We start from the raw sequence: 2,034 nt of genomic DNA, 5'->3' as shown, positions 1-2,034 counted from the left end.
TGCCGAATAGGTGTTTGGCTTGGGCGTTCATATCGCCTAGAAGCCGCTTGCAGGCAAGCAAGTGGGGCGCTGGTTTGCTTGCAAAGCCCCGCATTGCCGATGCACAAGGTCGATGCAGACGGCCCGTGCGGATGGCCCGTGCAAATGATCCGTGCAGATGGTCAATAAGGCCAATGTAGAATTTGGAGCGTAGTCCTTGAAAGTCGTTTTACTCGCCGGAGGTCTCGGCACCCGTATTTCCGAAGAAAGCCATCTGCGGCCCAAGCCGATGATCGAAATCGGCGGTCGCCCTATCCTGTGGCACATCATGAAGATCTATGCGCAGCACGGATTGACGGAGTTCGTCGTCTGCCTCGGCTATCGCGGCTACATGATCAAAGAATACTTTGCCAATTACGTGCTGCATTCCTCCGATGTGACGATTGATACGGAAAGCGGCGAGATCACCTATCATCATTCTGAATCCGAACCGTGGAAGGTGACGCTGGTGGAAACCGGTGCTGACACCATGACGGGGGGACGGTTGAAGCGTGTGGGTGAACATCTGGGTGACCGCTTCTGCATGACCTATGGCGATGGCGTGGCCGATGTGGACATCTCCGCGCTGTTGAAGTTCCACGAAAGCCATGGCCGCGAAGCGACGGTGACCGCTGTTACCCCTCCGGGGCGTTACGGTGCGTTGGAGATATCGCAAGGCGGGCAGGTGGATCGCTTCGTCGAAAAACCGCCGGGTGATCTCGGCCTCATCAATGGCGGGTTCTTCGTGCTGGAACGCAGCGTGCTGGACCGCATTGAAGGCGATGCGATGCCGTTTGAGAAAGCGCCGATGGAGAGCCTTGCTGCCGACAAGCAACTGATGTCCTTCCACCATGACGGCTTCTGGCAGCCGATGGATACGCTGCGCGAAAAGACCATGCTGGAAGAGCTTTGGGACAGCGGCAAAGCGCCTTGGAAGGTCTGGTGAAGGAAAGTTGGTCATGAACGCCCCCGCCAATCCCGACCCGTCCTTCTGGGAAGGCCGCCGCGTTCTGCTGACGGGTCATACCGGCTTTAAGGGCGCGTGGCTGGCACAGTGGCTCAAATCCATGGGCGCGGTCGTGACCGGCCTGTCGCTGGGGCCGCTGGATGGCGTGTCGCTCTGGGGCAAGCTGGGCGATGATGTGATCGACCATTCGCTCACGGTGGACATCCGTGATGCACAAGCGACCAAGGCTGCCGTGCACGATGCCAATCCGCAGGTGATCTTGCATCTGGCAGCGCAGTCGCTGGTCCGCGCTTCCTTCGATGCACCGCTGGATACATTTGCCACCAACGTGATGGGCACGGCCAATCTGCTCGACGCAGCGCGCGGCCTGACCGACTGCCGGGCCATCGTCTCCGTCACCTCCGACAAGGCCTATGAGAACCGCGAACAGATCTGGGCCTACCGCGAAGACGACCCCATGGGCGGCCACGATCCCTATTCCGCATCCAAGGGAGCGGCCGAACTCATCACCGCCTCCATGCGCCGGTCGTTCTTCGACGGCACGCAATGCGGCGTAGCATCTGCCCGTGCGGGCAATGTCATCGGTGGTGGTGACTGGGCTGTCGACCGGTTGGTGCCGGATTGCATTCGCGCGTTCGAGGCTGGTGAGAAAGTCGAAATCCGCAATCCTGCCGCAACCCGTCCGTGGCAACATGTGCTGGAACCGCTGGCGGGTTATCTGGTGCTGGCGGAAAGCCTTGCGGCACACCCCGACGAGTTCGCGGAAGGCTGGAACTTCGGCCCCCGCGACGAGGATGTACTGCCCGTGGAATATATCGCCGATACGCTGGTGAACCTGTGGGGCGGAGACGCTGCGTGGTTCCTCACCGAAGGCGCCCACCCGCACGAGGCCATGGCGCTCAACGTCGATGCCACAAAGGCCAAACACCGCCTCGGATGGCAACCACGCCTCGATCTAAACACCGCACTGCGCTGGACCGTCCAATGGCAGCGTGATCTATCAAACAACAAAACCGCCGCCCAAATCTGCAAAAATCAGATCAAGCAGT

General features: G+C 60.1%; 2 protein-coding genes. Both read left to right on the top strand.

Annotated features, from left to right (window positions below; translation table 11 throughout):
* Positions 1 to 196: 196 nt before the first annotated feature.
* Positions 197 to 964, top strand: coding sequence for a glucose-1-phosphate cytidylyltransferase (gene rfbF, locus R2A130_RS12320; protein ID WP_009464823.1), 768 nt, complete (start codon positions 197 to 199; stop codon positions 962 to 964).
* A gap of 13 nt (positions 965 to 977) precedes the next feature.
* A partial coding sequence (rfbG, locus tag R2A130_RS12315; protein WP_009464822.1) for a CDP-glucose 4,6-dehydratase occupies positions 978 to 2,034 on the top strand: 1,057 nt, incomplete at its 3' end.

This window comes from Ahrensia sp. R2A130 (genome assembly GCF_000179775.1).
In the GTDB taxonomy this organism is placed as follows: domain Bacteria; phylum Pseudomonadota; class Alphaproteobacteria; order Rhizobiales; family Rhizobiaceae; genus Pseudahrensia.
Note: the sequence above shows the minus strand (reverse complement) of the source record. Positions and strands in the feature narration are given on the sequence as shown.